General features: G+C 65.5%; 13 protein-coding genes. 10 read left to right on the top strand and 3 right to left on the bottom strand.

Going from position 1 to position 12464, the window contains the following annotated elements:
* The first annotated feature begins 10 nt into the window (after positions 1 to 10).
* The 4 genes from CHX26_RS00160 (at position 11) to CHX26_RS00145 (ending at position 3509) form a co-directional block, all read left to right on the top strand.
* A complete protein-coding gene (locus tag CHX26_RS00160; RefSeq protein WP_104940626.1) occupies positions 11 to 577 on the top strand; it encodes a winged helix-turn-helix transcriptional regulator in 567 nt (188 codons plus the stop codon).
* Between the two features lie 62 nt (positions 578 to 639).
* Entirely contained in the window at positions 640 to 2472 is a 1833-nt protein-coding gene (recQ, locus tag CHX26_RS00155; RefSeq protein ID WP_104940625.1) for a DNA helicase RecQ, read from the top strand.
* Positions 2473 to 2506: 34 nt separating this feature from the next.
* Positions 2507 to 2875 (top strand): DUF4878 domain-containing protein, encoded by a 369-nt coding sequence (locus CHX26_RS00150; RefSeq protein WP_172449619.1) that lies wholly within the window; start codon positions 2507 to 2509, stop codon positions 2873 to 2875.
* Positions 2862 to 3509, top strand: coding sequence for a YiiX/YebB-like N1pC/P60 family cysteine hydrolase (locus CHX26_RS00145; protein WP_172449617.1), 648 nt, complete (start codon positions 2862 to 2864; stop codon positions 3507 to 3509). The genes CHX26_RS00150 and CHX26_RS00145 overlap by 14 nt, the downstream gene beginning before the upstream one ends.
* On the opposite strand, the gene CHX26_RS00140 is transcribed toward CHX26_RS00145, so the two are convergent.
* Positions 3506 to 4306 carry a hypothetical protein gene (locus tag CHX26_RS00140; protein ID WP_146107599.1) on the bottom strand — a complete coding sequence of 267 codons (801 nt, stop codon included), beginning with the start codon at positions 4304 to 4306 and terminating at the stop codon, positions 3506 to 3508. The genes CHX26_RS00145 and CHX26_RS00140 overlap by 4 nt on opposite strands.
* Before the next feature lie 85 nt (positions 4307 to 4391).
* Entirely contained in the window at positions 4392 to 5882 is a 1491-nt protein-coding gene (locus CHX26_RS00135) for a YifB family Mg chelatase-like AAA ATPase (protein ID WP_104940621.1), read from the bottom strand.
* Between the two features lie 148 nt (positions 5883 to 6030).
* Here CHX26_RS00135 and CHX26_RS16175 point away from each other — a divergent pair, with 148 nt between their 5' ends.
* From CHX26_RS16175 to yihA, 6 genes are all read left to right on the top strand, one after another.
* A complete protein-coding gene (locus CHX26_RS16175) occupies positions 6031 to 7101 on the top strand; it encodes a hypothetical protein (RefSeq protein ID WP_104940620.1) in 1071 nt (356 codons plus the stop codon).
* Positions 7102 to 7176: 75 nt separating this feature from the next.
* Entirely contained in the window at positions 7177 to 7311 is a 135-nt protein-coding gene (gene rpmH / locus CHX26_RS00125) for a 50S ribosomal protein L34 (RefSeq protein WP_026092078.1), read from the top strand.
* A gap of 126 nt (positions 7312 to 7437) precedes the next feature.
* Complete coding sequence (gene rnpA, locus CHX26_RS00120) at positions 7438 to 7815, top strand: ribonuclease P protein component (RefSeq protein ID WP_104940619.1); 378 nt, start codon at positions 7438 to 7440, stop codon at positions 7813 to 7815.
* Positions 7812 to 8021: a membrane protein insertion efficiency factor YidD gene (yidD, locus tag CHX26_RS00115; RefSeq protein ID WP_104940618.1), complete on the top strand. Its 210-nt coding sequence runs from the start codon at positions 7812 to 7814 to the stop codon at positions 8019 to 8021. Before rnpA ends, yidD begins: the two co-directional genes overlap by 4 nt.
* Positions 8022 to 8087: 66 nt before the next feature.
* Positions 8088 to 9809, top strand: coding sequence for a membrane protein insertase YidC (gene yidC, locus CHX26_RS00110; RefSeq protein ID WP_104940617.1), 1722 nt, complete (start codon positions 8088 to 8090; stop codon positions 9807 to 9809).
* Positions 9810 to 9815: 6 nt separating this feature from the next.
* Positions 9816 to 10493 carry a ribosome biogenesis GTP-binding protein YihA/YsxC gene (gene yihA / locus CHX26_RS00105; protein ID WP_104940616.1) on the top strand — a complete coding sequence of 226 codons (678 nt, stop codon included), beginning with the start codon at positions 9816 to 9818 and terminating at the stop codon, positions 10491 to 10493.
* Between the two features lie 34 nt (positions 10494 to 10527).
* On the opposite strand, the gene CHX26_RS00100 is transcribed toward yihA, so the two are convergent.
* A complete protein-coding gene (locus CHX26_RS00100; protein WP_146107598.1) occupies positions 10528 to 12462 on the bottom strand; it encodes a CshA/CshB family fibrillar adhesin-related protein in 1935 nt (644 codons plus the stop codon).
* Between the last annotated feature and the right edge of the window lie 2 nt (positions 12463 to 12464).

Genomic DNA, 12464 nt, shown 5'->3' with positions numbered 1-12464 from the left:
GACAGATATCATGGGCGAATTGAGAGAACCGCTGCGCGACCTCATCGAATGCGGCTTGCCGCAGGCGCTGGAAGTGATGGGGGAACGCTGGTCGTTCATGATTCTCCGGGCCAGCTTCAATGGCCTCAAGCACTTCGAGGAATTCCTGAGCGAGCTCGGCATCGCCCGCAACATCCTGTCCAACCGCCTCGCCAAGCTGGTCGAGCATGGCATCCTCAAGCGCGAACCCTGCGCCGATGATCGCCGCAAGATCGAATATCGCCTGACCGAGAAGGGTCTTGATCTGCTTCCTGCGATGCTCGCGTTGCGCCAGTGGGGGCAGAAATATGGTAGTGAACAGGTGGTCGAGGATCCCGTGCTGGTCGATGAACGTGATCGCCTGCCGATTGGCCCGGTCTCGATCCTCGCGCATGATGGTCGCATTCTTGGCCCCCAAGACCTGTGGTTGACGCGGCCTGCTGACCTTGGCCGCCGTGCCGATGGTTCGCTGGCCTCGCCGGGCGGAGAAGCACGCAGCAGCCTCGGCCGGGGGGATGTGGTCGATATCGAGGCCGCCAAGCTGGCCGCCACGCGATAATCCGTCGATAGGTCGTCCCGTGCGGGTGCCTTTGCCCTGAGGCATGGGGTAGGCGGGGTGCAATGCATGGCCTTGCCACCCCCGATATTCATGCGATCCTGCAGCGCACCTTCGGCTATCCCGCTTTCCGCGGGCAGCAGGAGGCAGTGATCGGGCGCGTCATGGCAGGCGAACACACCCTCGCCCTGATGCCGACCGGTGCGGGCAAGAGCCTGTGCTATCAGATACCCGCGCTCGCCCGAACCGGCACGGCCGTGGTGATATCGCCGCTGATCGCACTGATGCACGACCAGATCCGCTCCGCGCGCGCAGCGGGGATCAGCGCCGCATCCATGACATCGGCCGATGCCGACAATGCCGCCACCGCCGAGGCGTTCAGGAACGGCGATCTCGATCTTCTCTACGTCGCCCCCGAACGCGCCTCCACAGCCGGGTTTCAGAGCCTGCTTGAGCGCGCGCCGATTGCCCTGTTCGCGATCGACGAGGCACATTGCGTGTCCGAATGGGGGCATGATTTCCGTCCCGATTACCGGATGCTGCGCCCGGTGCTCGATCGTTTCCCCGATGTCCCGCGCCTCGCGCTCACTGCCACTGCCGATCAGGCGACACGGGTGGATATCCTGCGCCAGCTCGGCATTCCGGACGCAGGCCTGATCGTCGCCGGGTTCGACCGACCGAATATCCGCTACACCATCACGCCCCGCGACAATGGCCCGCGTCAGATCACCGAACTGCTCGGGAGGCTTGAAGGGGCAGGGATCGTCTACGCCCCGAGCCGCAAGCAGGCCGAGGACCTCGCCGCCGCCATCACACGGTCAGGGCGCGAGGCGTCGTTCTATCACGCAGGGCTGGAACCGGAACGCCGCGCAGCCGTACAGGCCGATTTCGTCGCCTCCGAAAACATGGTGATGGTCGCGACCATCGCCTTCGGCATGGGTATCGACAAGCCCGACGTGCGTTTCGTGATCCATGCCGGGCTGCCCAAGTCGATCGAGGCTTACTATCAGGAAACCGGCCGTGCTGGGCGTGATGGCGACCCTTCGGAAGCCCATCTGTTTTGGGGCGTGTCCGATTTCGCCCGCGCGCAGCAATGGCTGGGCGAAGTGGAGCCAGAGCGCCTGCCCGCCGAAAACGCCCGCCTCAACGCGCTCGCCGCTCTGGTCGAAGCGCCCACCTGTCGCCGCGCGATCCTGCTCCGGCACTTCGGCGAGCATCCGGGCGAGACTTGCGGCAATTGCGACAACTGCCTTGAACCGCCGCAGGTGCTCGATGCCAGCGAGTTGGCAAGGAAGCTCCTGTCGGCGGTCTACCGCACGGGGCAGAGCTTCGGTATCGGCCATGTCGAAAGGGTGCTGACCGGCCAGAGCGACGAGCGCATTGCCAGCCGCGGGCATGACCGGCTGTCGGTGTTCGGGATCGTCGATGCGGCCGAGGCGCGGCTGCTGCGCCCGCTGGCCCGGACCCTGGTGGCAAGGGGAATGCTGGCTGCGACCGAACACGGCGGCCTCGCGCTCGGCCCTGAGGCGCGTGCCGTCCTCAAGGGCGAGGCCAGGGTTACCATTGCCGAACCGCCCGTGCGCCAGCGCCGCAACCGCCGCACGCGCGGTGGAGGGACGGGCGATGCCGCAAACCCGGTGGGCAATCCGCTGTTCGAGGCCTTGCGCGCCCGTCGCAAGGAGCTTGCCAGCGAACATGGCCTGCCCGCCTATGTCATCTTCCATGATTCAGTGCTGCGTGACATGGCGCACCAATGCCCGGAGACCCTTGCGGAACTCGGTACCATTCCCGGTGTGGGGGCAAGGAAGCTGGAAACCTGGGGGCCGGATTTCATCGCCGTTGTCCGTGCGCATATACGTGGCTCACCCAATGCGGTTGACAGTAGGGCAGCTTCTTGAAATTCATGAAGCAAACCAGATGGGGGCATATTCGATGAACAGGATCCTCGCATTGATGTGCGGCGCGGCGCTGCTGGCGGGTTGCGCCCAGCGGCCCGAGGGCGTGATCGAGGAATTCCACCGCGCGGTTGAAGATGGGCAGCACGACAAGGCGATCAGCAAACTCTCGCCGCAACTGACCGGGATGCTGGGTGAGGAAAAGCTGCGCGCCGTACTGGCCAAGCAGACGGAGGAGATCGCCGCTTGCGGAGGGATCGCCGACATCACCACCGATCTGGATGGCGACAAGGCAGTGCAGCGTGGCACTGTCAGCATCACCTATGCCGGTAGCTGCGAACCCAAGACCGAGAAGGTCAAGCTCGTCAAGATGGATGACGAGTGGAAGATCAGTGCCGACAAGTAGGCGCGTCGCGGCGCTGAAAGGCCTGCTGCTTGCCGTTCTGACCTGTCCGCTGGCATCATTCGCGCCGCTATCGCCAAACACGGCCATCAGCATGGAGGCCGGAGCGGCCTTGGCCGCTGTTGAGCTGCAATCACTCAAGGATGGCGATCTGATCTTCCGGCGTGGCCGCGATCTCATGGCGTCGACCGTTCTTGCTGCCGATTCCGATGCCCGCTTTTCCCATGTCGGCCTGGTCGTGAGAGACGGGGAGACGGTCTGGATCGTTCATGCCGTGCCCGATCAGGACGGCAATGACGGCGGCGTCATCAGAGAGAGCATCGCGCAGTTCCTCGATCCGCGGGATGCTGCCGATTTCGCCATCTACCGGCATCAGACCCTCACCGAGGATCAGGGGCAGGTCGTCCAGCAAGTCGCCCTTGGCGCGATCGGGACTCCGTTCGATTACGGGCTGCGGCTTTCCGATCCCGGCGAGCTTTATTGCAGCGAGCTGGTCATCCGCGCCTTTGCTGCGGCCAGAGCCGATTTTCCTGCAGGGCTGCGCCGGGTTCAGACCGTGTTGATGACGGAACCTGCGGTCACGCCCGATGGACTGCGCCAATCGCCTGCCCTGGCCGAAATCATGCCCCCGACCTAACGGTTCGCCTTGCGCACCGAGTAATCGATCCTGATCCGCACCCAGCTGCCAAACTGCTCGCGTCCGCCGATGCGCGCGGGCCTGACGCGGAACTGCCATGCCGCAGCAAGCACGGCGCGGCCCATCATCGAGCCTGGCGGCCCTTCGCTCAGCAGCACGCAATCCTCGACATAATAGCCCGGCACGGTCTTGCAGGCGATCAGCGCATAGCCCGGGCCATTGGCGGTCGAAAGGTAGCCCGCCAGCTCCGAATCGCTCGGCTCGCGGTACCAGCGCGCAGCGAACAGCGGCTCGCCGTTGGGCGCAGTCCCGACCCGCTCACTGTCCCCCGCCATGCGCGGGTTGCCGGTATCGACCGGGCCATAGGTCCGCCCGGGATTGATCTTCGCCGCGATCTTGGGCGAGGGGCTTGGTTGGGGTGTCTCCGGCTGCTGGGACGGTGCAGGCGGAGGGGGCTCCGGCGCGGGTTGCGGATTGAGGAGCAGGGGCGATGGGCGCGGCTGTTCGGGCTGGGGCAGCGGTTGGGGTTGCTGCGGATCGGCGGGGTCTTGCGGCGTGTCCTGTGTGGCGGGTTCCGGCTCGGGTTCGGGCGGGGCGGCGAACTCGATCGCCTCGAAGGTGCTGACCTCCTCCTTGCCTTCGTCCACGCCCGCGATCTGCGCGCCGAGGGTCAGGAGCAGCAGGAGCAACAGCGCTTCAAGGCCGAGCGCAATCGCAAGGCTTGCCGCCTTGCGCCGCCGGGCGCTGTCTTGCAGCACCGCCAGCATGGCGCGCAGGCCACGCGGGGCATCGGTCACCAAAGCTGAAGGATCGTCAGAAATCGCCAATGCGCCCTTGATTGACCGGCCAATGGTGGGGGGGAAGCCGGTCTCGGCGCGCTCCTTACCCCGTCATCAGGCGATAGGACAGGGCTTCTGCGATATGGGCGCGGCCAACCGTTTCCGCGCCCGCCAGATCGGCGATGGTGCGCGAGACCCGCAGCATCCGTGTGTAGCCGCGCGCGGAGAGGCGCAGCTTCTCGGCGGCTTGCAGCAACAGCTTGCGACCGTCTTCGTCCGGAGCGGCGAAGTGATCGAGCTTCTCGCCTTCCAGTTCCGCATTCGACCTGACGCCGCGCGCCACCTGCCGCGCGCGGGCGGCGGCGACGCGGCGAGCGACTTCGGCGCTCCCTTCGGCGGGCGGAGGGAGCGCCATGTCGAGCGCGCTGACCGCGCCGACGTGGACGTGCAGGTCGATCCGATCAAGCAAGGGACCGGACAACCGCGCCTGATAATCGCCGATGCAGCGCGGATATTTGTTGCAGTTGCGCGCCGGATCGCCGGCATAACCGCAGCGGCATGGGTTCATCGCCGCGACCAGCTGCACTCGCGCGGGGAAGGTGACGTGGGCATTGGCGCGGGCGACATCGACCTGCCCGGTCTCCAGCGGCTGGCGCAGCGAATCGAGCACCGGGCGCTGGAATTCGGGCAATTCATCGAGGAACAACACGCCCAGATGCGCAAGGCTGACTTCGCCCGGGCGCACCTTCAATCCGCCGCCGGTCAATGCCGCCATGCTGGCCGAATGGTGGGGGGCGCGGAAGGGCCGGGTTCGGCTGATCCGCCCGGCTTCAAGCATCCCCGCGACCGACTGCACCATCGACACCTCCAGCGCCTCGGGCGGGGTCAAGGGCGGTAGGATTGCGGGCAGGCAGCTGGCCAGCAGGCTCTTGCCCGACCCCGGCGGTCCGACCATCAGCAGATTGTGCCCGCCCGCCGCCGCGATTTCGAGCGCGCGCTTGGTGGTCTCCTGCCCCTTGACTTGACGCAGGTCATTGCCGCCCGCGCTGTCGGCCACCGCGCCGCGCGGGGGTTCGGGCAGCACCAGCGAGCCCTTGAGATGCCCCAGCAGGCTCATCAGATCGCGCGGGGCCAGAACCGGTACCCCGCTGGCCCAGCGCGCTTCGGGGCCCTGTTCGGCGGGGCAGATCAGTCCCGCGCCCGCTTCGCTGGCATGGAGCGCGGCGATCAGCACACCGGGGCTGGCGACCACCCGGCCATCCAGCGCGAGTTCGCCCACCGCGATCCAGTCGCCCAGTTGCTCGGCATCGGTCACGCCCATCGCCGCCAGCAGCGCCAGCGCGATCGGCAGATCGTAATGCGATCCATCCTTGGGCAGATCGGCGGGCGAGAGGTTGACGGTGATTCGCTTGGGCGGCAGCGCGAGGCCCATTGCCGCCAGCGCCGCCTGCACCCGCTCGCGGCTTTCGCTCACCGCCTTGTCGGGCAGGCCGACCACGGTGAAGCGCGGCAATCCGGGGCCAACCTGGCATTGCACCTCGACGCTGCGCGCCTCCAGCCCGAGATAGGCAACCGTTCTCACCAGCGCGACCATTGGCACCCCCCTTGCCTTCCCCAGAATGCTGATTGTGCAGGTTTCAGAGAGGCTTGTCGAGCGGTTCGCCGGATGCCGGGGCGCAATTCTGAAGCAATTGCCGCGCTGCCCTCGGTGGGAGCCCTAAGGCTTTTTTAAAGCATAAATCTTGGCGAATTGGCAGGCGGCGCGGGGCGATGATATCGCCATGTCCCGCGTGATCGCCATCATTCTTGCTGCCCTTGCACTGCTGCTGCCCCACACGGCGGCACTAGCGCAATCGGGCGCACGCGTGGTCGCCACGTTCAGTTGGGTCGAGGAATGGGACCCGGCGACCGGCCAGTGGGTGCAGATCGAGGATGCTCCTGTCGCGCCTGCCCGCGCTGCCATTGCGGCCACCACGACGACCTCTGTCGAGCGCAGCGGCGCGATGGTGGTGACGCAGACCGTCATCGAAGAACCGGTGCGCTTCATCGCCCGGCCCGCGCGCGCAGCCGAGGCCGGAGCCATTGCGCGCTTTGGCCCGTTCCGTGTCATTGACGAAACCCGTGCCGCGCTGGTCGGTGCCACCGATGCCGGCAGCCCTGATGCCTTTGCCGCGATGCTGGCGGCCTATCCTGGGATCGCGGTGCTCGAATTCGCTGATGCGGCTGGCACCAGCAATGATCTCGCTAACCTCAGGCTGGGCCGTGCGATCCGGGCGGCGGGCCTTGCCACCCATGTTCCCACCGGCGGCTCGGCGCGTTCGGGGGCGGTCGAGCTATTTCTGGCCGGCACCCGGCGGACGCTCGATCCGGGCGCGCTGTTCGCGGTGCATTCCTGGCGTGACGCACTGGGCCGTGAGCCTGCCGACTTCGCCCCCGATGCGCCGGAAAACCGGCTCTATCTCGATTACTATGCTGAAATGGGCATGACTGCCGAGGAAGCCCGCGCGTTCTATGCCATGACCAATTCGGTGCCCCATTCGGGCGCCCTGTGGCTGGAGGGGGCGGAGATGGCGCGCTGGATCACGCCAGCCGCGCGCTGTCTTGACCATGGCGAAGCGGCGGACGGCTTTCAGCGCATGCTGGCCCGTTCGGCGACGGTCATCGCAGTGGCGACGTCCAAGGGCGTGGATGCATCGCTCGTCGCGGCGCGCCCCATGTTGGACGATGACCCTGCCGAGCCCGTGTCGTTTCCGCAGCTTGCCTACGCGACCTTCAGCTTGGCTCTGCTTGACTCGGGGGCGGCTTTCCCATAACGGCCCCGGTCTGTTTTGCGGCTTGCCATACGGCAGCCCCGGCCTTTCCATGCCGGTCAGTTTTTCGAGGATGATATGAAGCGTACCTTCCAGCCCAGCAACCTCGTGCGCGCCCGTCGTCACGGTTTCTTCGCCCGCAAGGCCACTCCTGGCGGCCAGAAGGTGCTTCGCGCCCGCCGTGCGCGCGGCCGCAAGAAGCTCTGCGCGTAATTTTCTGGCGCCCTCAGGCGCCGGGCGCGGGCCATCCGGCCCGCTTGGCTTTCGCGGCATAAGCCGCGGCGGGCAGTCGCCCTTGCGGGCTCCCTTCGGGAGCCCGTTTGCGTTATCGGCGAACCCATGATCCGCACCCTGACCAAACGTGCCGATTTTGTGGCCGCCAATTCCGGCATCCGCAACGCGCGGCCCGGGTTCGTGCTGCTGACCCGGCCCAATCACGGGCAGGGTATCCGCTACGGGATCACCGTCACCAAGAAGATCGGCAATGCCGTGGTCAGGAACCGCATGAAGCGGCGCTTCCGCGAGTTGCTGCGCGCGGCGCTGCCGACGCAGGGCCTGCCTGACCACGATCACGTGCTGATCGGCCGCGCAGGCGGGATCGAGCGCGATTTTCACACCATGGCTGGCGAACTTGAACAAGCGCTCGCGCGGGCGGCGCAAGGTCGCGGCGATCCGGCCGGTGGACGCCGCCCGAGAAAGGGGAGCAGGAAAAGGTGAAGCACATCCTCATCATCATCGCGAGGCTGTGGCAGCTTGGCCCCTCACGCCTTTTGCCGCCCACGTGCCGCTATGCGCCCTCGTGCAGCCAGTACGCGATCGAGGCGATCGGCAAGTATGGTGCGTTCAAGGGTGGATGGATGGCGGCGAAGCGGCTAATGCGCTGCCACCCCTGGGGCGGACATGGATATGATCCCGTCCCCTGAGGGGTTTAAACGGGACCGCCTTAACCCCATAACACACCAGTCGTCGTAATTTCTCGGGGCTTTCACTTGGATAATCGCAATCTTCTGCTCGCTGTCGTGCTTTCGGGCCTGCTCATTCTCGGGTGGGACGTGGGGATGCGCTATTTCTATCCCGAAGCTTCATTGAGCGCACCGATGGATGCCGAGACACCGTCTGCCGCCAACGCACCTGCTGCCGCGGCCAAGGGCGATCTCGGCGCTGAGGGTGCCGCGCGCAAGGTCGATCTCAAGGCGGCGCTCGCCAGCCCGAACCGCGTGGCGATCGACACGCCGCGGGTGGCGGGCTCGATCAACCTCGCCGGAGCGCGGATCGACGACATCGTGCTCAAGGATTACCGCGAGACGTTGAAAAAGGATTCCGGCCCCGTGCGCCTGTTCGCGCCGGAAGGCACACCGGGGCAGTATTTTGCAGAATTCGGCTTCATTGCCGGCGGGGTGCGTCAGCCCTCGAACGCGCTGTGGCAGGCCGACGGTACGAAGCTGACGCCGGAAACGCCCGTTACCCTGACCCGCACCGATGACAGCGGCATCACCTATCGGGTGCGCTTTTCGGTCGACAAGGATTACATGATCACTGCGGAACAGAGCGCCACGAACGGCAGCGCAGCAGCGGCGATCATCCAGCCCTTTGCCCTCATCAAGCGTACTGATCGCTTTGCCACGCCCGATCAGTTTGTGGCCCATGCCGGGCCGCTGGGCGTGTTCGGAGGCACCTTGTGGGACCCGCATTCCTATGCCGAACTGGCCGAGCTCGGCGGCGAAAAACCCGAAGGGGCGGCGAGCTGGCTGGGCTTTTCCGATCAGTACTGGCTGGGCGCGCTGGTGCCGGGCAAAGGCGATACGGACAGCGTCGGCTTCCGTTCGCTCGGCGACACCTTGTTCCGCGCCGATCTGCTCTATGCCGCGCGCACCATTCCGGTCGGTGGCAGTGTGGATCAGGCGACCCGCCTTTACGCCGGGGCCAAGGACAGCCGCATCCTTGATCAATACGAAGACGCCGGGATCACCTATTTCGGCAAGGCAATCAGCTGGGGCTGGTTCGAGATCTTCGAAAAGCCGATCCTGTGGCTGCTGCGCACGCTCAACGGCCTTGCCGGCAATTTCGGCGTGGCGATCATCCTGCTCACCGTCATCATCCGCGGGCTGATGTTCCCGATCGCACAGAAGCAGTTCGCTTCGATGGCCGCGATGAAGGCGATCCAGCCGAAAATGAAGCAGATCCAGGAACGCTTCAAGGACGACAAGCAGCGTCAGCAGCAGGAGATGATGAAGCTCTACAAGGACGAAAAGGTGAACCCGCTGGCCGGGTGCCTGCCCTTGCTGATCCAGATTCCGATCTTCTTTGCGCTTTACAAGGTGCTGGTGCTTGCCATCGAGATGCGGCACGAGCCGTTCTTCGGCTGGATCAAGGATCTGTCGGTGCCAGATCCGGCGCATATCCTGAACCTGTTCGGCCTGCTGCCCTATGATGTGCCGGGCTTCCTTGCGATTGGCCCGCTTGCTGTGCTGCTCGGCATCACCATGTGGCTGACCTTCCGCCTCAACCCGACCGCGATGGACCCGGTGCAGAAGCAAATGTTCGCGATCATGCCGTGGATCCTGATGTTCGTGATGGCGCCCTTTGCGGCGGGACTGCTGCTTTACTGGGTGACGTCGAACATCCTCACCGTGGCGCAGCAGAGCTATCTCTATTCCAGGCATCCGCAGCTGAAGGCGGCGAATGCAGCGGCGGACCAGGCGAAGACCTGAGCCCCGATGGACGAGATTGAACAGCAGGCCCGCGAGGACGCGGCATCGAAGCTCTTTTCCGGGCCGGTCGACTTCCTGCGTTCCGCGCCGCAACTGCAATTCCTGCCTGATCCGGTGGTGCCGGAGATCGCCTTTTGCGGGCGGTCGAACGTGGGCAAGTCATCGCTGCTCAATGCACTGACCGGGCGCAAGGCGATTGCCCGCGCTTCGGTGACGCCGGGGCGCACGCAGGAATTGAACTTCTTTGACGTCGGCAGGCCCGAGGAAGAAGGCGCGCTGCCGCTGTTCCGGCTGGTCGACATGCCCGGCTACGGCTTTGCCAAGGCGCCGGTGAAGGTGGTCGAAAAGTGGAAGGCGCTGGTGAACTCCTACCTGCGCGGCCGAGCTGTGCTTGCGCGCACGCTGGTGCTGGTCGACAGCCGCCATGGGTTGAAGGATGTTGACCGGGCGATGATGAAGATGCTCGACGAAGCCGCCGTCGGCTACCGCGTGGTCCTTACCAAGACCGACAAGATCAAGGCGAGCGAACTCGACAAGGTCGCCGCAGCGACCGCCGCTGAAATCCGCAAGCATGTTGCCGCCTATCCCGAACTGCACCTCACCAGCAGCGAAAAAGGCATGGGCATTGCCGCCCTGCGCGCCGCGGTCGTTGCCGATGCGCTGGGCGAAGGCTGGATGGGCTAGGCCTTCCGTTTCGCCTCACCCGGCAGTCGTTCCGCTATTCCACTCGTGCGCGAAAGCGTATCGTGAAGCTTGGCTGGCTGGTGCCGCTGCTTGCGGCGTTCATCCGGCCTGCCGGAATGATGCGGATGCCGCGCACGGCGGGATCGAACGCGCCGCCGGGACTGTAGGTATAGGGGCCTGCTCCACCCGGGCTGGCCGTGAAGCGCACCATCGTTGCCGGGTTGAAGGTCGAAAGGCCACTGGACGTCGAACCGTTGATGAAGGTCACCGGCGTCTCGGTCGCAAAGGCCATCTCGGGCGGCATGATGTCGAGGATGGTGATCGAGGCCGTGTCGGGCCGACCGGTGCCGACATTGCGCACCGTGATGCTGTATTCGACGATCGCGCCGGGGATCAGCTTGGGATTGACCGTGCCATTGACCGGGTCGGAGATCACGGCGCTCGATTTCTCCACGACCAGCACCGCGATTGACCGGCGGGTGTTGGTGATGGTGCAGGTGATCGTATCGCCCGGTTGAAGGGTGATTGCCCCGCCGACGGACGTCGGTAGCGTGGTGCTCGATCCGCTGGTGGCATTGGAACAGGCGAGCGCCGCGTTGTAATTGCCGAGGTTGGCGGTCCCAGCGGCGATTTCGTCGACCTGATAGGTCTGGCCGCTGACAAGCTGAACCAGCCCGGTGTCGCCGGTGCCGCTGGAGATCGAACTGCTCGATCCCGAGGTGGTCGAGGATGCGACTACCGTTTCGCCGTCCATGATCCTTACAGTGAACTGATCGCCGGTAAAGCGCCGCGATGATCCCATCGCCTTGCGCACCCTCAGCCGCGGCTCTGCCCCGGTGGTGAAGGTGCAGACCAGGAACTCGCCGAATTGCAGCTGGCCGATATTCACACTCGTCGTGGCGAGATTGTTCGGCAGTCCAGCACGCGTAGCTCCGGTGATGTTCACGCAGGTCAGGCTCGCGGCATAGGCTGACAGCGGATTGACACTTCCGGGTGCCATGCCTAGCCGCAGCGTCAGTGGCAGGCCCGCGGCCATGTTCAAAGCGGGGGTTGAAAACGGGCCGCTGCCCGATCCGCTGGAATTGCCGCTGGCGATCGTCGCGCCGGTCGGGGTGCTGGCGATCTGATAGGTGAACTGATCGGCGCCGCTGACCCGCGAACCCGCGATGGTGCCTTGCAGGCGGATCGTGGCAAAGCGGATCGCGAACATCACGCCCTGCAGGCCGCCTGCCCGGGTTTCGACCGTCACTGTCGTCGGGCTGTTGCTGCCCAGGATATAGGCGCCGACCGTGCCGGGGCGTCCTGTAATGTCGACGTTGCCGGTGCCGACCCCTGCAATCTGGGGGAAGTTCGACCCGCTGATCGGCGACACTGAATCGAGCAGCTGCCAAGCGCCGCCATTGGTCGACATCCGCAGCGATTCATTATCGTTGCTGGACTCCGCATCGGCGACGACGAAGGAATAGATCGTCGCAGTCGCGCCTACGGGCGGGGTCACGGTGATGTTCGACAGCGTGATGGTGCGTGTGCCGGCGCTGGCGGTGTAGAGCACGGGCCGACCGGGAATGCCGATAAAGGCCGTGTTGCCGATTGCAGAGCCGCTCCACGATGGCGCGGTCACGGCGTTGTAGGCGGTGCTTGTCCCTGTCACCCGCGCGTTAAGGGTCAGCACCGAACCGTCCGGCAGGGTGAAGCTGAGGTTCTGCCCTGCTGCGGTGCGCGCGGCGGCATCGTTGTAATTGGCAAGGTTGAGCCAGCAATAGGTCTCCCAGCTGTCCGGAGCGTTGCCCTGGCTGGCTGCCTGGCCGCAATTCTGCGCTTGAGCCGCCGGGCTCCACAGCATTGCGCATGCCAGCACCAGCGCGGCCAGCACCTGGCGGATTGGAAACATGCGAGCGACCATGCTGCGGGCATAGGAAATCGTGGTAAACAGGCGGTTAGCAAACCGGCTGGCGGAGGCGTTGCGCATCG

The organism is Porphyrobacter sp. HT-58-2 (assembly GCF_002952215.1).
Taxonomy (GTDB): domain Bacteria; phylum Pseudomonadota; class Alphaproteobacteria; order Sphingomonadales; family Sphingomonadaceae; genus Erythrobacter.
This window is presented reverse-complemented; position numbering and strand designations above follow the sequence as displayed.

Bases quoted from the DNA above. Each gene is read 5' to 3' on its own strand.
- recQ (WP_104940625.1), top strand. From the start codon at position 640: ATGCATGGCCTTGCCACCCCCGATATTCATGCGATCCTGCAGCGCACC.
- CHX26_RS00135 (WP_104940621.1), bottom strand. From the start codon at position 5,882: ATGGTCGCGCTGGTGAGAACGGTTGCCTATCTCGGGCTGGAGGCGCGC.
- CHX26_RS00150 (WP_172449619.1), top strand. From the start codon at position 2,507: ATGAACAGGATCCTCGCATTGATGTGCGGCGCGGCGCTGCTGGCGGGT.
- CHX26_RS00100 (WP_146107598.1), bottom strand. From the start codon at position 12,462: ATGCGCAACGCCTCCGCCAGCCGGTTTGCTAACCGCCTGTTTACCACG.
- rnpA (WP_104940619.1), top strand. From the start codon at position 7,438: ATGATCCGCACCCTGACCAAACGTGCCGATTTTGTGGCCGCCAATTCC.
- CHX26_RS00160 (WP_104940626.1), top strand. From the start codon at position 11: ATGGGCGAATTGAGAGAACCGCTGCGCGACCTCATCGAATGCGGCTTG.
- yihA (WP_104940616.1), top strand. From the start codon at position 9,816: ATGGACGAGATTGAACAGCAGGCCCGCGAGGACGCGGCATCGAAGCTC.
- rpmH (WP_026092078.1), top strand. From the start codon at position 7,177: ATGAAGCGTACCTTCCAGCCCAGCAACCTCGTGCGCGCCCGTCGTCAC.